Origin of the sequence: Burkholderia sp. FERM BP-3421, from assembly GCF_028657905.1 — a bacterium.
In the GTDB taxonomy this organism is placed as follows: domain Bacteria; phylum Pseudomonadota; class Gammaproteobacteria; order Burkholderiales; family Burkholderiaceae; genus Burkholderia.
Window position 1 is genome coordinate 3,088,143 of the sequence record NZ_CP117782.1, and the last position, 21,432, is coordinate 3,109,574.

The window sequence follows — 21,432 nt, forward strand, 5'->3', positions numbered from 1 at the left end:
CCGCCCCCTCGGCCGGGGCGGCTCCCTGTCGTCGTTCCCTGTTACTGCACCATGTTGTTCAGTTCGATGATCGGCAGCATCACCGCGAGCACGATCACGAGCACGATGCCGCCCATCGCGAGGATCAGGAGCGGTTCCAGCAGGCTCGTCAGGAACATCGTGCGGCGCTCCAGCTCGCGCGCCTCGCCGTCGGCCGCGCGGTCGAGCATCGTCGTCACGTCGCCCGTCGCCTCGCCCGAGCGGATCAGGTGCACGAGCACCGGCGGAAACGTCTTCACGTTGTTGAGCGCGCGCGACAGCGCCGAACCCTCGCGCACCCGCACGATCGCATCGTCGATGTTGACCCGCATCGCGCGGTTCGACAGCGTCTCGCCCGCCGCCTGCAGCGCGCGCAGGATCGGCACGCCGGCCGCGCTCAGGATCCCGAGCGTGCTCGCGAAGCGCACGGTGTTGTAGCCGCGCACCAGCTTGCCGAGCAGCGGCGCGGTGAGCAGCCAGCGGTCGAACGCGAGCCGCGGCCCGTCGCGCGACAGCGTCGCCTTCACGAGGTAGGCGACGAGCGCCACCGCGATCAGCATCGCCCACCACCAGTGACGCACGAAATCGGACAGCGCCATCATCACGATCGTGAGCATCGGCAATTGCTGCTTGGTGCTCGCGAACACGTTGACCACCTGCGGCACCACGTAGCTGAGCAGGAACGTGACGATGCCGAGCGCGATCAGCGTGACGATCGCGGGATAGGTGAACGCCAGCACGATCTTCTGCTTGAGCGCGTTGCGCTGCTCGATGTAGTCGGCGAGCCGCGACAGCACCACGCCGAGCTTGCCGGTGTGCTCGCCCGCCGACACCAGCGCGCGGTAGATGTCCGGGAAATCGCGCGGATGTTCGGAGAGCGCGTTCGCGAGCGAATGGCCGCCCAGCACTTCGGCGCGGATCGCGGCCATCAGCTCGCGGATGTAGTCGCGTTCGGCCTGCTCGGTCAGCACCGAGAGCGCCTCGTCGAGCGGCAGGCCGGCCGTCAGCAGGCTCGCGAGCTGACGGGTCAGGATCGCCTGTTCGCGCTGCGACAGCTTGCGGCCGAGCGCGAGACGCTGGCTGCGCTCGCCGCGCGTGCGGCTGGCCGCCGGCTCGACCACGAGCGGCGTGAGCCCCTGGGTGCGCAACTGGCCGCGCGCGGCGCGCGCGCTGTCGGCGTCGATCACGCCCTTCTGCGCGCGGCCCGCGGAATCGATCGCTTCGAAACGGAATGCCGGCATCGCGCTACGCGCCTCCCGTCACGCGCAGCACTTCCTCGAGCGAGGTCGCGCCCGCCGCGAGCCAGCGCTCGGCGTCGTCGCGCAGCGTGCGCATCCCGTTCGCGCGGCCGGCCGCGAGGATTTCCGAATCGGGCGCGTTGCGGTGAACCAGCGCGCGGATCGAATCGTCGATCACCAGCAGTTCGTAGACCCCGCGCCGGCCGGTATAGCCCGAATGGCTGCACCTGTCGCAGCCGACCGGATGCCAGACGACGCGCCCGTCCTCGTGACGCTCTTCCTTGCAGGCCGGGCACAGCTGCCGCACCAGGCGCTGCGCGAGCACGCCGAGCAGCGACGATGCGAGCAGGTAGGGCTCGACGCCCATGTCGGTCAGGCGGGTCACGGCCGACGACGCGTCGTTCGTGTGCAGCGTCGCGAGCACCAGGTGGCCCGTCAGCGACGCCTGCACGGCGATCTGCGCGGTTTCGAGGTCGCGGATTTCGCCGATCATGATCACGTCGGGATCCTGGCGCAGGATCGAGCGCAGCGCGCGCGCGAAGGTCATGCCGATCCGTTCGTTGACCTGGGTCTGGCCGATGCCGGCAAGGTCGTACTCGATCGGATCCTCGACCGTCATGATGTTGGTCGTGGTGGTTTCGAGCCGCGACATCGCCGCGTACAGCGTAGTCGTCTTGCCCGAGCCGGTCGGCCCCGTGACCAGCACGATGCCGTGCGGCTTGGAGATCTGCTGGTCGAATTCCACGAGCGTGTCGCGGCCCATCCCGAGCGCTTCGAGATTGAGGCGCTGCGCGTCCTTCTCGAGCAGACGCAGCACCGCGCGCTCGCCGTGCCCGGTCGGCAGCGTCGAGACCCGCACGTCGACCGGCCGGCCGCCGACCCGCAGCGTGATCCGGCCGTCCTGCGGCAGGCGCTTCTCGGCGATGTCGAGCTGCGCCATGATCTTGATCCGCGAGATCAGCGCGCCGTGCAGCGCCTTCTTCGGGCGCACCACGTCGCGCAGCGTGCCGTCGACCCGGAAGCGCACGACCGAGGCGTTCTCGAACGGCTCGATGTGGATGTCCGAGGCCTGCTCGCGCGCGGCCTGCGTGAGCAGCGCGTTGATCATGCGGATGATCGGCGCGTCGTCTTCCGATTCGAGCAGATCCTCGACCTCGGGAATGTCCTGCATCAGGCGCGACAGGTCGACCTCGCCCTCGACCTCGCCGACCACCTGCGCCGCGCTGCCGTCCTGGCGCGCGTACGCATGATTGATCGCGAGCGCGAGTTCGTCGGCAGGCAGGCGCTGCACCGACACCGCGCCGAAATTGCGCGCGACCTCGGCGAGCGCCGCGCCGCTCGTGCGTTCGCTGATCCACACCTCGAGCGTGTCCGCGTGCTGGTGCGCGATCAGGATCTGGCCGGCCTTGGCGAAGCCGTAGGGCAGCAGGCGCGCGGCCAGCGGCGAGGGCGCCGCGCGCTCGCCCGCCGGCCCGCCGGCGCCGCCGGACTGGCTGCCCATCGGGGCGGCGAGCGTCGGCATCACGGCTGGGCTCCCGGCGCTGCGGTGGTCGGCACGGTGCCGAACGGCACGGCGCCGGCGGGCGCCGCGGCCGGGGTGCTGGCCGGCGTGGGCGGCGTCGCCTGCTGACGGCGCATCTTGTCGATGTCGAACAGGTTCAGCGCCGGCGAGCCGCCCTGGCTCGGGCCGAGCGGCATCGGCGGGACCACCGGGTCGTCCTTGTCCTTGATGATGTTGTTGTCCGACTTGTATGCGCCCGTCACGCCCTGGATGTAGTCGTAGCGGTTCGCGGTGACGGCCTGCGCGGTTTCGCGATCGTTGATGATCACGGGGCGCAGGAACACCATCAGGTTGGTTTTCTGGCGGGATTTGGCTTCCGAGCGGAACAGCTGGCCGATCCAGGGAATGTCGCCCAGCAGCGGCACCTTGTTGTTGCTGACGTTGTATTGATCCTGCATCAAGCCGCCGAGCACGATGATCTCGCCGTTGTCCGCGAGCACGGTCGACTGGATCGAGCGCTTGTTGAACGTCGGTCCGGGCGAATTGGCCGCGGTGCTGCTGGCCGATTGAGATTGAAGCACGGACGAATCTTCGGTGTAGAGCTGCAGCTTCAGGATGCCGCCCTCGGTGATCTGCGGCTTCACGTGCAGCGTGAGACCGACGTCGCGACGGTCGTAGGTATTGAACGCGCTCGGCGTCGTGCCGTTCGTGAGGTTCGAGTACGAACCCGTCGGAATCGGGATGTTCTGGCCGACGACGATCTTCGCTTCCTCGTTGTCGAGCGTGATCAGGTTCGGCGTCGACAGCACGTTCGCGTCGCTCGAACCGGCGAAGAACTGCAGCAGCGCACCCAGCCCCTGCACGCCGAACATGTTGTGCAGCCAGCCGATGTTCAGCCCGCTCGTGACCGAGGAGAGGCCGGCGCTGGTCGCCGCCAGGCCGACGATGCTGTTGCCGAGCGCTGCACCGCCGATCGACGTCCCACCCGGCAGGTTCGTCCCGGCGAACAGCGCGTTGTTCGCGACCTGCCACTGGATCCCGAGGTTGCCGGCCGTGGTCGCCTGCAGTTCGACGACGAGCGCCTCGATGTACACCTGCGCGCGCCGCGCGTCGAGCTGGTCGATCACCGCGCGCAGGTTCCGGTAGACCGGATCGGACGCCGTGATGATCAGCGAATTGGTGGCCGGGTCCGCCTGGATCATGCCGCCCGGCTGGTTGTCGTCGCCCTTGTCCTTGTCGCCGCCGAGCAGGCCGCCGCTGCCGAGGCTGCCGTTGCTGCCGCCCGACGAACCGCCGCTGCCCGACGACGAACCGCCGAGGCCGCCCGACGGCAGCGGCGGGGTGCCCGACGAACCGGTCCCGAAGTTGCTGCTGTTCGACGACGAGCCGTTCTGGTTGAACGAATTGGCGTCATTCGAGCTGGCCGACGAATTGCTGTCGCCGCTGCCCTTGCCGAGCATGCCGCGCAGCGTCTTCGCGAGCTTCGTCGCGTCGGCGTTGCGCAGCGGCACGACGTGCATGTTGCCGGGCACGCCGCTCGGCGCGTCGAGCTGCTGGATCAGCTTCTTCGCGGCGGCGAGGCGCGACGCGTTCGACGCGCGCAGCAGCACCGCGTTGGTCCGCGGGTCGGCGGTCACCGTGACCTTGAGGGTCGCGTCGGTGTTGCCGATCGCACCCGGGTCGAGCAGCTTGCCGAGCTGGGTGGCGATGTCGATCGCGTTGGCGTTGTGCAGCGGCACGACCACCACCTGCGCGCCCGCCGCGGTGTCCACGCCGGCGATGATCTGCGCGATCCGGCGGACATTGTCGGCGTAGTCGGTGACGACGATCGTATTGTTGGCCGGGTACGCGGTGATCGTGTTGTTCGGCGAGATCAGCGGCCGCAGCACCGGCAGCAGGTTGTTGGCCGACTCGTTGCGCAGTTCGAACACCTGCGTGATGACCTGGTCGCCGCGCGCCTGCGGGTTGTTGCCGACATAGGTCGGCACGCCCTGCAGCTTGGCGTCGGCTTCCGGCACGACCTTGAGCACGCCGTGGTCCTGGACGAGCGAGAAGCCCTGCATGCGCAGCGCCGCCTGCAGCGTCTTCAGCGCCTGATCCTCGGGCACCGGCCGTTCGGATACCAGGTTCAGCTGGCCCTTGACGCGCGGGTCGACGATGATCGTCTTGCCCGTCGCGGCGCCGATCGCCTTGGCGACCTGGTCGATGTCCGCATTGGCGAAATTGAGCGTGACCTGTGCGTGGACGGCCTGTGCGGCGACAATTCCGGCGACGACGAGCGCCGTCGAGACGCGCCGCAAAACAATGCGAGTTCTTGTCATGGAGTAGTAGATCAATGCCGGCGGTGGCCGTTTCCGACGGTAATGCGTTGAGTCAATTTCAAAACGCAGACATTAGCAGCTTTTCGTGTCCGAAATATCACATCGAACCGAACACTGTCTCCTATACGACATAAAAAATTGACGTGCGCGACGTATGCCGTATGTAAGCATCCTCCTTCGCCCGGGAATCGCCTTCTTCGTTAATTTGATAAGAACCAAAACGAAAATGCGGTATAAACGGCTACTGTCAGATTCCGTCAGCCCGCGCCGGCCGCCCTCGTGGGCCCGCCCGGGTGCCGGTATGATACGGGCGCCTCAGTCGGCCACGCGTGAAAACTGTCTGCGGGTTTTCCCGGTCTCGGGCCGTTTGGGGGCTCGATTCAACACCATCAGTAAACAATCAACAATCAGCGGTTTATTTTTGGGATGATGAAACGCCGTTTCCTGATCGCAGTGCTCGTTGCCGGCGCCGGATTCGCCAGCGCGTCCGCGCGCGCCGATTGCTACGACGAGGCCGCCCGTTATCAGAAGGTCAATCCGCTGATCCTGCGCGCGATCGCATGGCAGGAGTCGCGCAATCGCCCCGATGCGCTGAACAAGAATGCGAACGGCTCGACCGACTACGGGATCATGCAGATCAATTCGATCCATCTGCCGGCGCTCAAGCAGTACGGCATCACGCGCGACACGCTGATGGAACCGTGCAAGAACGTCTATATCGCGGCGTGGCACCTGCGCCAGAAGATGAACAAGTACGGCAACACGTGGCAGGCGATCGGCTCGTACCACTCGGAAACGCCGTCGCTGCGCGACAAGTACGCACGCCAGATCGCCGCGATCCTCACTCAGTGGAAGCTGCTGCCGGCAGCCGATCCGCGTCAGTAGACCGTCAGCAGACATGCGCGCCGGCCCCGCGCCGAAGGCGACCCGCCGTCCCGTTTGATGCACAATGCGGCTTTCACGCCGCACATGCACGGCGCCCGCCGCCGCGGCGGGGCGCCGGTCCGTCCTTTTCGGGCGCCGCGGCCGCTTTTCCCTTTTTTCTTGGTGCGTACCGCGATGAACCAGCCATTGCCCGTCACCGTGCTGTCCGGCTTCCTCGGCGCCGGCAAGACCACGCTGCTCAACCATATCCTCGCGAATCGCGCCGGCCTGCGGGTCGCCGTGATCGTCAACGACCTCGCCGCGGTCAACATCGACGCCTCGCTCGTGCGCGACGCGGCGGCGTTGTCGCATGTCGAGGAACGCCTCGTCGAAATGTCGAACGGCTGCATCTGCTGCACGCTGCGCGACGACCTGCTGGTCGAGATCCGCCAGCTCGCCGCCGCGGGCCGCTTCGACGCGATCGTGATCGAATCGACCGGAATCGCGGAACCGATGCCGATCGCCGAGACCTTCACGTTCGTCGACGACGACGGCGCGTCGCTCGCCGATCTCGCCCGGCTCGACACGATGGTCACGGTGGTCGATGCGTTCAACTTCCTGCGCGACTACGGCTCCGACGACGCGCTCGCGGAACGCGGCATCGCCGCGTCCGAGGGCGACGATCGCACGCTCGTCGAACTGCTGATCGAGCAGATCGAATTCTGCGACGTGCTGGTCCTCAACAAGGCCGACCTCGTCGACGCGGATGCGCTCGCGCGCCTGGGCAAGATCCTCGCGAGCCTCAATCCACGCGCGCGGCAAGTGGTGAGCCGCTTCGGCGACGTGCCGCTCTCTGAACTGATCAATACCGGCCGCTTCGATTTCGATGCGGCCGCGAGCGCGCCTGGCTGGCTCGCCTCGCTCGAGCAGCACGGCCACGATCATCATCATGCGCATGATCACGATCATGTGCATGGCGAGGCGGAGGCGTACGGCATCGGCAACTTCGTCTATCGCGCGCGCCGGCCGTTTCATCCGGAGCGCTTCCTGGCGCTGCTGCACGAAGAGTGGAAGGGCGTGTTGCGCAGCAAAGGATTCTTCTGGCTGGCGACCCGCCCCGATGTCGCGGGTTCGCTGTCGCAGGCGGGCGGGGTGTGCCGGCATGGGCCGGCCGGCCTCTGGTGGGCCGCGCAGGATCGTGCCGAATGGCCCGAGGGCGACGACGCGCTGCTCGCGGAAATCACCGCGGACTGGCACGGCGACCTCGACGATTCGAGCATCGGCGATCGCCGCCAGGAACTGGTGCTGATCGGCATCCACCTCGACGCACCGGCCTGGCGCGCGAAGTTCGACGCGTGTCTGTTGACCGACGACGAATACGCGCAGGGTCAAGCCGCCTGGTCGCACTACCCGGACCCGTTCCCGTCATGGGACATCGACGAGCATGACCACGACCACGATCATGACCACGACGGCGAAATCCTCCCTCGTCACCAATAGTTAAATCTTGAAAGCGCGGCGCGGAGTGTGGCGAAAAAGCTGCGCGCAGATATGAAAAAACCCGCTCACAGGCGGGTTTTTCCGTTCGCAAGCGCTGTACTCAACGCTTGTTCACTGCGTCCTTGAACGCCTTGCCAGCCGTGAACTTGACCGTCTTGGCTGCCGGGATCTTGATGGTTTCACCCGTCTTCGGGTTACGGCCGGTGCGTGCTGCACGCTTGCCCGAACCGAAGCTGCCGAAGCCGATCAGTTGCACTGCGTCGCCTTTCGACACAGCCTTCTTGATGACTTCGAGGAGCGTGTCCAGCGTTTCGCCGGTTTGAGCCTTGCTGGCGCCCGTCTGTGCGGCGACGGCGTCGATCAGTTCCTGTTTGTTCATTAAGGTTCCTTTCTCAGGTTAGGTTGACACGAACAGCGCGAACGCGCCGATTATACGTGCGCGAACGGTGCCGTCGATAGTTGCTGTGGACGGCACAGCGCCGAATACTGCGCCGCGCGACGTACCGCCAGACCCGCCGGCGGCAGGCCCGTTGATACGGCGCTTGCTATGATAGCGCAGCGCAAACCCAATAACGACAAGGGTTTCAAAGATTTTCATCCGTATTTTGCCGAATCGAAGGCCGTCCGCAAGGCTTGCGCACGGCCTTCGAGCCTGATGCGACGCGGCGCGGGCCACCTTTGCGCAAACGCGTTGGTTTTTGCCAACGCCTTGCCGGGCGGGGCTTTCGCGGCGATCGGTCGCGCGTCGGCGCCACTCTTTTTTGTTTCGCATGCCCGACCGAATCGTTCCCGCCGCCCTCGTCCTTCGTGACGACGGCACGCTCGTTTCGCCGCGTTACGGCGACATCTATCACAGCGCGGCCGGTGCGCTCGCGCAGGCCCGGCATGTGTTCCTGCGCGGCAACGACCTGCCGGAACGTTGGCACGGCCGGCACATTTTCACGATCGTCGAGACTGGTTTTGGCACGGGATGCAATTTTCTCGCGACCTGGGAAGCCTGGCGCAAGGACCCCGCGCGCTGCGAACGGCTGCATTTCGTGTCGATAGAAAAGCATCCGTTCAGCCGCGAGGACCTGCGAAGCGCCATCGCGCATATCGTTGCGAACACAACGATCGAGGTCGAGGTCGAGGCCCTCGTGCGGGCGTGGCCGATGCTCACGCCCGGCCTGCATCGTCTCGAATTCGAGGCGGGGCGCGTCGTGCTGACGCTCGCGTTCGGCGACGTGGGCGCATTGCTGCCGAACCTGGTGCTGCGTGCGGATGCGATCTATCTCGACGGCTTCGCGCCCGCGAAGAATGCCGACATGTGGTCGCCCGCGGTGTTCCGCGCGCTTGCGCGGCTGGCCGACGAACACGCGACCTTTGCAACCTATACGAGTTCGGGCGCGGTACGGCGCGCCCTCGACGACGCGGGTTTCACGCCGCGCAAGGTCGACGGTTTCGCGAGCAAGCGCGCGATGCTGGTCGGCGCGTTCGCGCCACGCTGGCGCGTGCGGCGTCACGAACCTCCACGCGCCGCGCCCGTCGCACGCCGCGACGCGCTCGTGATCGGAGCGGGGCTCGCCGGCTGCGCGCTCGCTGAGCGACTCGCGGCGCGCGGCTGGCAGGTGACCTTGCTCGACCGGCATCCCGCACCGGCCGCCGAGGCCTCGGGCAATCCGGCCGGCGTGTTCCATCCGCTGATCACGCGCGACGACAACCTCGCGGCGCGCCTCACGCGCGCCGGCTTCCAGCATGCGCTGCTGCGCTGGCGCGCGCTCGAGGAGGCGGGCCATGCGTTCGACCGCAGCGCGGCGGGCCTCGTGCAGCTTGCCGAGTCCGAAGAGGAATTCGCGCGGATGCAGGCGGCGCTCGATGCATTGGGCCTGCCGGACGCACTGGTGTCGATGTTGTCGCGCGATGCCGCACGCGACCGGCTGGACGCCGCCGTTCCTCACGGTGGATGGCTGTTCCCGTCGGGCGGATCGGTGAGCCCGGCCGCGCTCGCGGCCGCACAGTGCGAACAGGGCGGGGCGCGCGTCACGCGACGCCTGGGCGTCGACGTCGCGCGACTCGCGCGCGGCGCCGACGGCGATTGGCAGGCGTTCGATCCGACAGGCACGCTGCTTGCGCAAGCGCCCGTCGCGATCGTCGCGAACGCCGGCGACGCGGCGCGTGTGATCGGGCTGCGCCATGCGCCCACCCAGCTGGTGCGCGGCCAGTTGAGCATCCTGCCGGCATCGGCGTTTGCCTCGTTGCGCGCGCCCGTGATCGGCGACGGCTATGCGGTGCCGCTCGCGGACTCACGCACGCTGACCGGTGCGACCTATGAGCCGGACGACCTCGACCCCGCGCCTCGCGCGAGCGGACACGCGGAGAACCTGGCGCGCCTCGCGCGCCTGCTGCCGGATCGCGCAACCAACGGACTCGATGCGGCAACGCTTGACGGCCGCGTCGCATTCCGCTGCGTCGCGAGCGATCGGCTGCCGCTGATCGGCATGCTCGGCGACGAAGCCGCCGCCGCCGCGCACGCCGACGCCCTGACCGGCGCGCGCTTGCTCGACGTGCCGCGCGCAGCGGGCCTCTATGGCGCGTTCGGCTACGGTTCGCGCGGGCTCGTCTGGGCCGCGCTCGGCGCGGAGCTGATCGCCGCGCAACTCGACGGTGAACCCTGGCCGATCGAACGCGACCTCGCGGAAGCGATCGATCCGGCCCGTTTCCTGGTTCGCGCGCTGCGGCAACGCAGGGTCGGTTGAGCCTGGGCGGGGGAAATTGCACAGTCGGGCGGAAAAGTTATCCACGCACCACTGTGGATAACCGGGCTGATTGACTGTGATCCTCGTGTGTAGTCGATGTGGACGTAAACGGGGTAACTCCGCACAGCCGCACAGTAGTCAAAAAGTTATTCAATGAATCCCTGTGCACCCGGACCAACTGTGCAACCGGTTTTGCGGAATGCAAGCCCATGATCCGTTTGAATAAAATTGGGTTATCCACAGAAAAGCAGGGGGCTTGTTAACTTCTACTACGTATACATACAGGTTAACCACTGTGGTATACAACACGCCCTGGCTGGACGGCCGGGGCCCCGGCAAATTCGGTCCAGACCGTTCGAGCTGTGGCACAATCGGTCTCCTTCGCATGCCCGCGGCCTCTGCCGCAGGCGTATCAACGGAACGGTTGGCGATGATCCCGATCTGAAGAATCAGGACCGCGCGTTCCTTCACCCATCAGGCCGGCATACGATCGGCCGTGAGTCTGCCCCATACGCATCCAGGGCAGCGATGCGGGCTCACCCATACCCTGCATCCACCTATCAACGACGAATCACGGGGCAACGACCCAGTCGGCGCGCGCACCACTCGTTCATTTCGCTTGTCCGTCGTGTCGCTGGCGGTTGCCTTCCAAAGGAGAAGTCACCACGATGAAGTCGGCATTCTCATTTCTGCCTAGCTGGCCGCTGACGCCCGATGCCGTGTTCTGGGCGGGGTTCGCGTTGTTCGCCGCCGGCCTGTGCGGCGAACTCTGTCATCGCGCCTGGCGCCTGCCGCGCATCACCGGCTATGCGGTGATCGGCCTGATCGCCGGCTCGTTCGGATTCGGCGTGATCGACGCGAGCACCGACGACACCTCCCGGCTGCTGATCAACGTCGCGCTCGGATTGCTGCTGTTCGAACTGGGCAACCGCCTCGACCTGCGCTGGATCCGCCGCAACCCGTGGCTGATCGCATCGAGTCTCGCGGAAGCCACCCTGACCTTCGTCCTGGTGCTGGCCGCGCTGCTGCTGCTGAAGGTGCCGGGGATGGTGGCTATCGTGCTGGCCGCGATCGCGATCTCGACCTCGCCGGCGATGGTGCTCCAGCTGAAAACCGAGCTGCGCGCGGAAGGGCAGGTGTCGCAGCGTCTCATCACGCTGTCCGCGCTCAACAGCGTCTACGCGGTGGTGCTGACCAAGCTCGTCACGAGCTGGCTGCATCAGGAGGCGTACGGCAATGTGTTCGCGACCATCCTCCAGCCGCTCTACCTGCTCGCGGGATCGCTGATCGTCGCGTACCTGTTCGCGCGCGCCTGCAATTTCCTGTTCCGTCACGTCGCGACGACCCTGCGCGACGAGCATTCGTTCGTCGCGCTGTTCGGTCTCGTCGTGCTGGCGATCGCCGTCGCGCAGGCGCTGCGGCTGTCGACCATGCTGACCTTGCTGCTCGCGGGCATCATCGTGAAGAATCTCGAAGCGCGGCCGCAGCTGTGGCCCGAGCATTTCGGCACGGCCGGCTGGCTGCTCACGGTGATCCTGTTCGTGCTCACGCTGACCTCGTTCGAATGGGGCGATCTCGCGGCGGGCGGCCTGATTGCCGTGGTGCTGATCGTCGCGCGGCTCATCGCGAAGCTGGTCGGCGTGCTCGCGTTCGCAAAGCCGAGCGGGATCGGCGCGAAGCAGGGCATCGCGCTCGGCCTGTCGCTCGCGCCGATGTCCGCGCTGGCCTACCTGCTGACCGACGATACCTACCAGCTCTACCCGAACTTCGATCCGCAGTTGCGCGCAGTGATCATGTGCTCGATCGTCATCCTGCAACTGGCGGGGCCGTTCCTCGTCTACCGCTGCCTGTCAGCCGTCGGCGAGCGACGCGACAGCAACTGACCGACGCGCCTCGCGCGCGTCCTCCCGTTATCCGGAAATCGCCATGGCACTCGAAACGTTCAACAATTCGGAGCCGTTCACGTTCGGCATCGAACTCGAAATGCAGATCGTCAACACGCACAACTACGATCTGACGAAAGCCGCGTCCGATCTGATGCGGCTCATCAAGGACGAGCAGTTCCCCGGCAACATCACGCCGGAAATCACCGAAAGCATGATCGAGCTGTCGACCGGGGTGTGCAAAACGCACGATCAGGCATTGGGCGAACTGCACGTCATCCGCGATACGCTCGTGAAGGCCGCGGGTCAGCTGAACGTCGGGCTGTGCGGCGGCGGCACGCACGGCTTCCAGCAATGGAGCGAGCGGCAGATCTTCGATGCGCCGCGCTTCCAGTACATCTCGGAGCTGTACGGCTACCTCGCGAAGCAGTTCACGGTGTTCGGCCAGCACGTGCACATCGGTTGTCCCGATCCGGACAGCGCGCTGTACCTGCTGCACTCGCTGTCGCGCTTCATTCCACACTTCATCGCGCTGTCCGCGTCGTCGCCCTACGTCCAGAACGTCGACACGGGCTTTCATTCGGCACGCCTGAATTCGGTGTTCGCGTTCCCGCTGTCCGGGCGCGCGCCGTTCGTGCTGTCGTGGAACGGCTTCGAGGAGTACTTCACGAAGATGGTGAACACCGGCGTCGTGAACAGCATGAAGGACTTCTACTGGGACATCCGCCCGAAGCCCGGCTACGGCACGATCGAGGTGCGGGTCATGGACACGCCCTTGTCGGTCGACCGCGCGGCGGCGATCGCCTGCTACATTCAGACGCTCGCGCGCTACCTGCTGCTCGACAAACCGCTCACGCTGTCCGAGGACGATTATCTGGTCTATACGTTCAATCGTTTCGAAGCGTGCAGATTTGGACTGGAGGGCACCTGCGTGAACCCACAGACAAGTGAGCGCCGCACGATCGCCGAAGACATCCTCGATACGCTCGACCGCATCGCGCCGCACGCGGCCGCGCTGGGCTCGCGCGCCGCGCTCGACCAGATCGGCTCGCTCGCGAAGGCGCGCGTCAATGACGCGGCGTGGCTGAGAACCGTATTCAAACAGGAAAAATCGTTGAACGAGACGGTGCGACAGCAGTGTCTACGCTGGCGCGAATGAAAAATAGTTTTTCCATTCGAGTACTCGATTACCCGGAGTTCCGGTTAACCCCAGGTTTCCTCCGGCTTTCCGCATACGAACCGCAAATCGTTTGCGCGCGTGCGTCAGGTACTGTGGATAACCCCGGATTCCGTTGTAAAGTCAAAAAGCTGTAAACTGGATAACCGTGTGGAGCAAGGCGCAGTCGATGGCGCCGCGCCGGGATCGGAAATTGCTCCACCGTCGCGGTTTGATATTCATCAAGAAATCCCGCACAGGATGAAGGTGTGGTTATCCAGCCATTATCCACAGTCTGGATTGGATAACTTAGCTGTGCGATTTTCCTCTCTCGCTTAGAATGTCGGCTTCGCGGTGACCGACGCTGACGGGAGTGTCGCACCGTGCGCAGGTTCGCGTCGTGTGCCTCGATGCGAGCGTGCGGGACGCGCTTGTCCAGGCGCGTCCATTTGAGATAGGGATCCGGATCAGATCTCCCCACAATGGTCGCCCGGGGTGAAGGCGACCGGCAACAGCGAAAAGACTATGAGCGAAGGCGTATACGGGAACCAGGCAGCAGGACGTGTGACACACAGTCTGTTGCGGTTGAGCACGGCCATGCGGAGTCAGGCATGGGATTGGGCGGAAGGCGCGGGATTGACGCCGACGCAGGGTGAGATCCTAGTTCTGCTGTTGCAGCGGAAGGGGCCGATGCGCCTCGGCGAGATCGCACGCGAGACGCAGCTGACGGCGGCGACGACGAGCGATGCGGTGAGCACGCTCGAACACAAGGGTCTTGTCGAAAAACGTCGTGCGCTCGACGACGGCCGCGCGCTGGCCGTACGCTTGAGCGCGCGCGGCCGGACCGCGGCGAAGAAAGCGTTGCAGTGGCCGGACTTCCTGACGAAGGCGGTCGGCTTGCTCGGCGCGGACGAGCAAGGTGCGCTGTACCGCGCGCTGCTGAAGACGCTGCGCGAACTGCAGATGAACGGCGATGTGCCGCCGCATCGCATGTGCGTGACCTGCAAGCACTTCCAGCCGGCGAAGTCGGGCAAGAAGACGGTGTACCGCTGCGCGCTGCTCGACCTGTCGATGGCCGACAGCGATCTGCGGCTCGATTGTTCGGTGCACGAAGAGGCCGACGCCGCCACGCAGAAGAAAACCTGGAAGATCTTCGCGCAGGCGTAATCCGCGTCGCGCAGCTCGTTCGCCCGGAGCCCGCTGATGAAGGCTGAAGTCGTTGCGATCCGCCACGTGCATTTCGAGGACCTCGGCAGTTTCGAACGGGTGCTCGGCGAGCGCGGCACGCGCGTACGCTATGTCGACGTCGGCGGGTCGCGCTTCGAGGTGCTGGATCCGCTCGAGCCGTCGTTGCTCGTCTTGCTCGGCGGGCCGGTCAGCGCCTACGACGACGACCTCTATCCGACTACCGCGGTGCTGGCGGCGTTCGTCAGGCGGCGGATCGAGGCGGGCCTGCCGACGCTCGGCATCTGCCTCGGCGCGCAACTGATCGCGCGCGCGTTGGGCGCGAAGGTCTACCCGGCTGCGCACAAGGAGCTGGGCTGGACGCCGTTGACGCTGACGGACGCCGGCCGCGCGTCGCCGCTGCGCCATCTCGATGGCGCGGCCACGTCCATGCTGCATTGGCATGGCGACACCTTCGACCTGCCGCCCGGCGCGATCCATCTCGCGTCGACGCCGGCCTGCCGCAACCAGGCGTTTTCGTGGGGCGGCCACGTGCTGGCGCTGCAATGCCATCCGGAGATCCGCGCCGACGGTTTCGAGCCCTGGCTGATCGGTCATGCGGGCGAACTGGCGGCGACCCCGGGAACCGACGCGAAGCAGCTGCGCGCGCAGACCCTGCGCCACGGTCCGACGCTCGAAGGCGCGGCGCGCCGGATGTTCGGCGACTGGCTCGACGCGGTCGGCGCCTGAGCGCCTGAAATCCCTTTGAAATTCGTCTGACACGAAGCCTGCACGACGCGGCGCCGCGTGTTAACCTCGTTTGCACTTCTCTTTCCTGCGGGCGAATTTCATGAGCGCACTGTTCTCCCCGTTCACGCTGCGCGGCGTGACGCTACCCAACCGCATCGTCATTTCGCCGATGTGCCAGTACTCGGCCGAGCGCGGCGAGGCCAGCGACTGGCACATGATCCATCTCGGCCATCTCGCGCTGTCGGGGGCGGGGCTGCTGTGCCTGGAGGCGACCGCGGTCGAGCCGGACGGGCGGATCTCGGCGGCCGATCTCGGCCTGTGGGACGACGTCACCGAGGCGGCGCTCGCGCGGGTGCTGGCCGCGATCCGCAAGCATTCACCGATCCGGATCGCGATGCAGCTGTCGCACGCGGGCCGCAAGGCGTCGAGCCAGGTGCCCTGGCTCGGCGGCCAGCTGGTGCCGGTTGCGGACGGCGGCTGGCTGCCGCATGCGCCGTCCGCGGTGCCGCACAAGGACGGCGAGACGCCGCCGCTCGCGCTCGACGCCGCGGGCCTGAACCGGGTCCGCGAGGCGTTTCGCGCGGCCGCGCGCCGTGCGGCGCGGCTCGGTATCGACGCGATCGAAGTGCACGCGGCGCACGGCTACCTGCTGCACCAGTTCCTGTCGCCGCTCGCGAACCAACGCACCGACGAATACGGCGGCACGCGCGAGAACCGGATGCGCTTCCCGCTCGAGATCGTCGAGATCGTGCGCGCGGCGTTTCCCGACGATCGCCCGGTCGGGGTGCGCGTATCCGCGACGGACTGGGTCGACGGCGGCTGGGAACTCGAGGACACGGTCGCGTTCGGCCACGCGTTGAAGGCGCGCGGCTGCGACTGGATCGACGTATCGTCGGGCGGCGTGTCGCCGCTGCAGAAGATCCCGCTGTCGCCCGGCTACCAGGTGCCGTTCGCGCAGACGGTGAAGCGCGCGGTCGGCATGCCGACCTTCGCGGTCGGTCTGATCAGCGATCCCGAACACGCGAATCGCCTGATCGAGGCGGGCGACGCGGACTTCGTCGCGATGGCGCGCGCGATGCTCTACGATCCGCGCTGGCCGTGGCATGCGGCCGCCCAGCTCGGCGCGACGGTCACGGCGCCGCCGCAATACTGGCGCTCGCAACCGCGCGAGCAGAAGCACCTGTTCGGCGGCACGACGCTCGGCCAGCGTTGAACGGATCGCGCCGCGAGCCGGCGCGTTTTCGACGCCTGATGTTGAACGAAGCGACATCAACCGTGTAGGATGCGGGTGTTTTGTCGCGGGCCGCACGCGGCGCCAGGCGGCGCCGCGTTTCCATTTGGGGCGGCGCTTCGCGCGCGCCGTCGGTGCTTGCGACGCTTCACGTACAAGCTGTCTTCACAAGGATTCGTTCGATGAGTTCACGCAGGATCGCGGTGCGCCGCTCGGGAGTGCACGGCAAGGGCGTCTATGCCGTGGCGCCGATCAAGGCGGGCGAGCGCGTAGTGGAATACAAGGGTGAGCGGATCTCCTGGAAGGAAGCCTTGCGCCGTCATCCGCACGATCCGGACGAGCCGAACCACACGTTCTACTTCGCGCTCGACGCGGGCGGCGTGATCGACGGCAAGATCAACGGCAACAGCGCGCGCTGGATCAACCATTCGTGCGCGCCGAACTGCGAGGCCGAGGAAGTGGACGGCCGCGTCTACGTGCACGCGCTGCGCGACATCGCGCCGGAAGAGGAACTGTTCTACGACTACGGCCTCGTGATCGACGCGCGCCTGACCAAGAAGCTCAAGCGCGAGTACGCATGCCGCTGCGGCGCGAGCACGTGTCGGGGCACCTTGCTCGCGACCACGGATGAGGCCGGCGAAAAGAAAAAGAAGAAGGACAAGAAGGACGCCAAGGGCGGCAAGGACAAGAAAAAGAAGAAGTGATCGGGCGGGTGCGCCGGCGTCCCCGCCGGAACCTATCCCGAAAATGATCGTCAGTCAGGAAGGACACACCGTGAAAAGAACGGGAGACGCTGACGATGCTCACACGACGTTCCTTGCTGAAAACCGTGCCGGCGCTGGGTCTCGCGCTGACGCTGCCGGCGGTTCACGGCGCACCGGTCGCCTCGGCCGCGCCGCTCGGCAACCTGGCTGACGGCGACATCCTCAACACGCTGAAGATCCTGCTGACCTGGGGCGTATCGGAAATTCCGGAGGTGGGCGGCCTGCTGTCCACGCTGGTGTCGCTGTTGTGGCCGTCGAGCGGCCCGGATCCCTGGGAACAGGTGCGCCAGCAGGTCGAGGCGATGATCGACCGCAAGCTCGACGCCGCGGTGTTCAGCCTGCTGAAGGCGAAGCTCGCGGGCCTGGGCGATGCATTGAAGCTGTATGTGCAGGCGGTCGCGACGAAGGACGGCCCGACGATGCGCATGCAGTTCATCGCGACCAACACGCTGTTCGTCGCGGCGGCCGCCGAATTCCGGAACCCCGACCACGAATGGACGCTCGCGCCGCTGTTCGCGCTGTTTACGCAGCTGCATATGAGCCTGCTGCGCGATTGCGTGCTGAACGGCAAGGACTGGGGCTGGAACGCGGCGGCCTATGCCGACGTCGTGCAGCAGGCGCGCGACACCACCGACGCGTACGTCGCCCATCTCGACCAGGCGGTCGCGCACGAACGGGCCCGGCTCGCGTCTTCCGCGCCCGCCTCGCCGGGCCCGCATCAGACGGCGCTGCACGACTACTGGCAACCGTTCGAGCAGCAGCGGATCGTGCTGATCGACGATTACCGGGTGCTGCTCGTACTGCTCGATCCGGTCCGTCATCCGGGCGTCGCGACGATGCTGCCGTTCAAGGACGTATACAGCCTCGCCTACGGGACCGCGGACGACTGGGACGGCACATGCCGCGGCTGGGCCGCGAACGGCGTGGCGACGCCGTTCGGCACGCCGCTGGCCGACTTCACCGCGATCGACATCGAGCTGTTCAACGCCACGCCGCGCGTCGTGAACGTGCGGCACGCGACGGGGCAGGGGCCGCGCGTGTGGGGAGCGGCGCGCAGCGATCGTTATGGAATCCTCGCGGATCCGCTGGGCGGCGTCGAGCGCTACACGGTCGCGTTTCCCGCGCCCGGGCCGGAGCGGCGCTTCAACGTCGCGAAGGCGGTCGTGACGAGCGGCAGCATCCCGGTCGCACTGACGCTCGTGCTGGCCGACGGCACGCGCAAGACCTTGTGGAACCGCACGGATCTGCCGGGGACGCCGACCCACGAGGTGACGATTCCCGGCCGCATGCTGACGACGCTCAACATGTGGTCGCGCAGCCGGTACTACGACAGCGACCTGGGCTGCGTGATCTTCGGTTTCAGCCGCGACGCGCGCTACGTGCCGCCTCACGTGAAGGATCTGCTGTACATCGGCGCGGTTGCCGAGCCGAATACGGGGCCGGCTTATTTGCCGAGGGCCATCTCGCCGACGTTGCAGGCGCGGCGCGAGGCGTTCTGGCGCGACATCGACGACCGCCCGCGCCGCTGAACGGACGCGGGCGCGGTCATCACGTGGAAGGGGTCGACGCTTCGGCCGCGCCTGGTGCGGCGACGCCCGGCGTAGCGACGCCCGACGCAGCGGAAGGCGCGGCAGCGGGGTTCACGAGCGGGATGCGCACGATGAAGCGCGAGCCGCCGTCGGGCGCGTCGCGATAGGTGACGGTGCCGCCGTGCATCACGATGATGTCGTGCACGATCGCGAGGCCGAGGCCCGCGCCGGTCTCGACGCCGTTGCCGCTTTGCGCGTCGCCGCGGAAGAAGCGCTTGAACAGGTCGGCCTGCTGGTTCGCGGGCACGCCCGAGCCGTTGTCTTCCACGCTGATCTCGGCGGCGTCGGATTCCGCGAGGACGCAGCGCGACACGTTCACCGTGATGCGCGCGCCTTCGGGGCGCGCGAGCGGCACGTACTTGAGCGCGTTGTCGAGCAGGTTCGCGATCACCTCGCGCAGCAGCACCGGATTGCCGCGCGCGATCAGCGGCGGATCGTCGGCGTGGGAATGATCCGGATCGTTCGAGGCCGGCTCGTCGGTGCGCTGGAAACCGAGGTCGACATGCGCGGCGAGCGCGCGCGGCACCCACTCGGCGCCCGTCTCGAACGCGAGCGCGGCGACGTCGACGTCGACGAAGCGCGCGGCCTGCTCGCCGGGCTCCGCGCGCGCGAGCGACAGCAGCTGGTTCGACAGCCGCACCGCGCGATCGGCGGCCGCGCGCAGCTCGCGCACCGCGCCCAGGGTCTGCTGCGGATCGCGTGCGACCGCGGCCTGTTCCGCGTGCAGCTTGACCGCGGTGAGCGGCGTGCGCAGCTGGTGCGCGGCGTCCGCGATGAACTTGCGCTGTGCGTCGAGCGCGGTCTTCAGGCGGCCGAGCAGCGCGTTCATCGCGCTCGTCAGCGGCCGGATCTCGAGCGGCACCTCGGTCTCGTCGACGGGTTCCAGCGACGTGTGGGTCTGCCGATTCAGCGAATCGGCGAGATGCGTGAGCGGCCCGAGCTGCTGGTTGACGACGCGCCACACGATGCCCCAGCCCGCGAGCAGCAGCAACAGCAGCGGCATCATGATCGCAACGAGGAATTCCGCGGCGATCTGGTAGCGGTGGCGCACCGGCTGCGCGACCAGCACGATCATCGGATTGCCGCCGTCCGCCTGTTCGACGCGCACCTGCGCGACCCGCACCGAGTGATTCTCGTAGTCGGCCTCGAACACGTAGGCGTTGTGCATGCGGCGCACGCTCGTGCCCTGCAGCGGCAGCTTCGGATCGCCGGCCAGCTCGTGCTCGCCGTCGCTGATCCGGTAGATCAGCTGGTCGGTCGGGTCGGAGAACATCGCCTGCGCGAGCGGCGGCACGGTGAACGGGGCGTCGGGGCCGGCGATCTGGATCTGCTTCGAGATCGCGGTCGCGAGATCGGCGAGCGAACGGTCGATCACGTGCTGCGTGTATTGCCACGCGAGCCAGTAGGCAATCAGGCCGCTCATCAGCGCGAGCATCGACAGCGGCGCGGCGAGGCGCCGCAGCAAGGAACGGCGCAGGCTGGTCACAGCCGGATCAGAAGACATCGCGCGGATAAAAAAGATAAGCGCCGCTCGGCCGAGCGGCGCGGTCTGGCATCAAGGCGATCGCGGGCGGGCGCGCGCTGCACGCCGGCCCGCACGGGCGCGTCAGACGCTCGCGGTCTGGCGGATTTCCTGCAGCAGGTAGCCGAAGCCCCGCACCGTGACGATCTCGACCCGGCACTGCTCGAGCTTTTTGCGCACCCGGTGCACGTAGACTTCGATCGCGGTGTCGCCGAGATCGCCGCCGAAGTGGGTCAGGTGGTCCTGCAGCTGGGCCTTGCTGACCACGCGGCCGTGGCGCAGCAGCAGCATCTCGAGCACCGCGAACTCGCGCGGCGACAGTTCGAGCGGCTTGTCGTCGTTGAAGATGCGGCGGTCGACGCCCGACAGGCGCACACCGCCCAGCGAGACCTCGGGGCGCGGCATGTCGCTGTGCGGGCCGCTGCGGCGCATCACCGCGCGGATCCGCGCTTCGAGTTCGGCGGGCTCGAACGGCTTGAGCATGTAGTCGTCGGCGCCGGAGTTCAGGCCCTGCACGCGGTCGTTCAGCTCGTCGCGCGCGGTGAGCACGATGACGGGCGTGTGCCGGTTGGTCTGACGAAAGCGCGACAACAGGGTCATGCCGTCGATGCCGGGCAGGCCGAGATCGAGGATTACGAGTTCGTGGCGATTCTGCGCGAGCGCCTGCTCGGCAAAAATCCCGTCGTGGACCATGTCGACGGTGAAGCCAGCCTGTTCGAGGCTGCTTTGAATGCCGCGGGCGATGGGGCGGTCATCTTCGATCAGAAGGAGTCGCATGAGATTCGCTCAAGTACAATGGGTTGGCGGTTCAGGCACGCGGACAGCACGACGCCGTTTCCACAGGAACATCGCATGCCTGACGACAAGCAAGGCGGCCATCGAACACATCCATACCAACATGTCCGACATCTCGATCCACGAACTTGAAGCCGCGATCAATTTCTGGCGCGCCCGCTCGCCTTCGAGCGGCGACGAACTCAAACTCTGCGAAGAGGCAAGCGCGCTTTCCAAGCCGTATGCGCTGCTGATTGTACAGCGCCGGAGTGCGCTGCAACTGGAAGGATTGGACCCTGGCGCACGCAAGGCCTGGGAGTCTTACGTGCGCCTTAAGGACGGCTTGGAAAGCTGAAGGCTTTCGCGTCATTCATCATAGAAAACGCTTGCTGAAAGCGAAACGTTGACGCGAGGTTTTTTTA

The 21,432-nt window shown here is 66.8% G+C and carries 18 protein-coding genes; 11 read left to right on the plus strand and 7 right to left on the minus strand.

The annotated features are described in order from the left end of the window. Nucleotides 1-41: 41 nt before the first annotated feature. From gspF to gspD, 3 genes are read right to left on the minus strand one after another with little or no spacing between them, the layout of a single operon-like run. Entirely contained in the window at nt 42-1,259 is a 1,218-nt protein-coding gene (gene gspF / locus Bsp3421_RS30020) for a type II secretion system inner membrane protein GspF (RefSeq protein WP_273999797.1), read from the minus strand. Nucleotides 1,260-1,263: 4 nt separating this feature from the next. Then, entirely contained in the window at nt 1,264-2,757 is a 1,494-nt protein-coding gene (gspE, locus tag Bsp3421_RS30025) for a type II secretion system ATPase GspE (protein ID WP_274004406.1), read from the minus strand. 20 nt (nt 2,758-2,777) lie between these two features. Further along, nucleotides 2,778-5,078, minus strand: a complete 2,301-nt coding sequence (gene gspD, locus Bsp3421_RS30030) for a type II secretion system secretin GspD (protein WP_273999798.1) — start codon at nt 5,076-5,078, stop codon at nt 2,778-2,780. A gap of 429 nt (nt 5,079-5,507) precedes the next feature. On the opposite strand from gspD, the gene Bsp3421_RS30035 reads away from it, so the two are divergent. Beyond that, nucleotides 5,508-5,963 carry a lytic transglycosylase domain-containing protein gene (locus Bsp3421_RS30035; protein ID WP_443111606.1) on the plus strand — a complete coding sequence of 152 codons (456 nt, stop codon included), beginning with the start codon at nt 5,508-5,510 and terminating at the stop codon, nt 5,961-5,963. A 174-nt stretch (nt 5,964-6,137) separates the two neighbouring features. After that, on the plus strand, nt 6,138-7,442 hold the full coding sequence (locus Bsp3421_RS30040) for a GTP-binding protein (protein WP_273999801.1): 1,305 nt from the start codon (nt 6,138-6,140) through the stop codon (nt 7,440-7,442). 100 nt (nt 7,443-7,542) lie between these two features. Here the strand turns inward: Bsp3421_RS30040 and Bsp3421_RS30045 are convergent, their stop codons facing one another. Together Bsp3421_RS30045 and Bsp3421_RS30050 are read right to left on the minus strand one after the other, a co-directional pair. After that, nucleotides 7,543-7,821 (minus strand): HU family DNA-binding protein, encoded by a 279-nt coding sequence (locus Bsp3421_RS30045; RefSeq protein ID WP_006401505.1) that lies wholly within the window; start codon nt 7,819-7,821, stop codon nt 7,543-7,545. Nucleotides 7,822-7,839: 18 nt separating this feature from the next. Further along, the gene (locus Bsp3421_RS30050) at nt 7,840-8,214 is read right to left on the minus strand and encodes a hypothetical protein (RefSeq protein ID WP_274000106.1); all 375 of its coding nucleotides are present in this window, start codon (nt 8,212-8,214) and stop codon (nt 7,840-7,842) included. Between Bsp3421_RS30050 and mnmC the strand changes: the two genes are divergently transcribed. From mnmC to Bsp3421_RS30090, 8 genes are all read left to right on the plus strand, one after another. Then, complete coding sequence (gene mnmC, locus Bsp3421_RS30055; RefSeq protein ID WP_274000107.1) at nt 8,213-10,177, plus strand: bifunctional tRNA (5-methylaminomethyl-2-thiouridine)(34)-methyltransferase MnmD/FAD-dependent 5-carboxymethylaminomethyl-2-thiouridine(34) oxidoreductase MnmC; 1,965 nt, start codon at nt 8,213-8,215, stop codon at nt 10,175-10,177. The two genes, Bsp3421_RS30050 and mnmC, sit on opposite strands and share 2 nt — an antisense overlap. Nucleotides 10,178-10,845: 668 nt before the next feature. Then, the gene (locus tag Bsp3421_RS30060; protein WP_274000109.1) at nt 10,846-12,060 is read left to right on the plus strand and encodes a cation:proton antiporter; all 1,215 of its coding nucleotides are present in this window, start codon (nt 10,846-10,848) and stop codon (nt 12,058-12,060) included. A gap of 43 nt (nt 12,061-12,103) precedes the next feature. Further along, nucleotides 12,104-13,219: a YbdK family carboxylate-amine ligase gene (locus tag Bsp3421_RS30065; RefSeq protein ID WP_274000111.1), complete on the plus strand. Its 1,116-nt coding sequence runs from the start codon at nt 12,104-12,106 to the stop codon at nt 13,217-13,219. 522 nt (nt 13,220-13,741) lie between these two features. Further along, complete coding sequence (locus Bsp3421_RS30070; protein ID WP_274000112.1) at nt 13,742-14,383, plus strand: MarR family winged helix-turn-helix transcriptional regulator; 642 nt, start codon at nt 13,742-13,744, stop codon at nt 14,381-14,383. Nucleotides 14,384-14,419: 36 nt separating this feature from the next. Further along, on the plus strand, nt 14,420-15,130 hold the full coding sequence (locus tag Bsp3421_RS30075) for a glutamine amidotransferase (RefSeq protein ID WP_274000114.1): 711 nt from the start codon (nt 14,420-14,422) through the stop codon (nt 15,128-15,130). 100 nt (nt 15,131-15,230) lie between these two features. Next, nucleotides 15,231-16,343 carry an NADH:flavin oxidoreductase/NADH oxidase gene (locus Bsp3421_RS30080; protein ID WP_274000116.1) on the plus strand — a complete coding sequence of 371 codons (1,113 nt, stop codon included), beginning with the start codon at nt 15,231-15,233 and terminating at the stop codon, nt 16,341-16,343. A 200-nt stretch (nt 16,344-16,543) separates the two neighbouring features. After that, complete coding sequence (locus Bsp3421_RS30085) at nt 16,544-17,065, plus strand: SET domain-containing protein (protein WP_274000117.1); 522 nt, start codon at nt 16,544-16,546, stop codon at nt 17,063-17,065. A 95-nt stretch (nt 17,066-17,160) separates the two neighbouring features. Next, nucleotides 17,161-18,654 carry an insecticidal delta-endotoxin Cry8Ea1 family protein gene (locus Bsp3421_RS30090; protein ID WP_274000119.1) on the plus strand — a complete coding sequence of 498 codons (1,494 nt, stop codon included), beginning with the start codon at nt 17,161-17,163 and terminating at the stop codon, nt 18,652-18,654. A 19-nt stretch (nt 18,655-18,673) separates the two neighbouring features. Here Bsp3421_RS30090 and Bsp3421_RS30095 read toward each other — a convergent pair whose 3' ends face one another. Beyond that, entirely contained in the window at nt 18,674-20,218 is a 1,545-nt protein-coding gene (locus Bsp3421_RS30095) for a sensor histidine kinase (RefSeq protein ID WP_274000121.1), read from the minus strand. 102 nt (nt 20,219-20,320) lie between these two features. Further along, a complete protein-coding gene (locus tag Bsp3421_RS30100; protein ID WP_004195796.1) occupies nt 20,321-21,013 on the minus strand; it encodes a response regulator transcription factor in 693 nt (230 codons plus the stop codon). Nucleotides 21,014-21,134: 121 nt separating this feature from the next. Here Bsp3421_RS30100 and Bsp3421_RS30105 point away from each other — a divergent pair, with 121 nt between their 5' ends. Then, a complete protein-coding gene (locus Bsp3421_RS30105; protein WP_252982067.1) occupies nt 21,135-21,365 on the plus strand; it encodes a DUF3717 domain-containing protein in 231 nt (76 codons plus the stop codon). The last annotated feature ends 67 nt before the right edge of the window (nt 21,366-21,432 follow it).